This is a genomic window from Micromonospora thermarum (assembly GCF_012034245.1).
In the GTDB taxonomy this organism is placed as follows: domain Bacteria; phylum Actinomycetota; class Actinomycetes; order Mycobacteriales; family Micromonosporaceae; genus Micromonospora; species Micromonospora thermarum.
The window spans coordinates 1-327 of sequence record NZ_JAATEO010000114.1 but is presented as its reverse complement, the minus strand read 5'-3'; the positions used below and the strand labels follow the sequence as shown (position 1 = coordinate 327).

Below are 327 nucleotides of genomic sequence, written 5' to 3'. Positions count from 1 at the left end.
TTGACCGAGGTCAGCATGCCCCGCCGCTCGGAGCCACCGTCGTAGGTGTAGGTCCGGGTGGCCTTGCCGTCGGTGCTGGTCGCCACCCGGCCGAGTAGGTCGTAGGTGGTGGTGGAGGTGACCCCGTCGGCGTCGGTGTAGGACGTCTGCCGGCCGAGGCTGTCGTAGCCCTTCTCCACCTGCGCGGTCGACAGCCCGCTGACCGTCGACTGGACGCGGAGCAGCCGCCCGGTGGACGGTTCGTAGACGTTGCGGGTGATCGGGACCGCGGTGCCGAGTCCCGGCGCCGCCACGCTGGTCTCGTACGCCCGGCCGGCGCCGTCGTAG

1 protein-coding gene is annotated in these 327 nt (G+C 71.9%); it reads right to left on the bottom strand.

Going from position 1 to position 327, the window contains the following annotated elements:
• On the bottom strand, nucleotides 1–327 hold a 327-nt coding region (locus HCJ94_RS31005; protein ID WP_168004260.1), incomplete at both ends, for an RHS repeat domain-containing protein.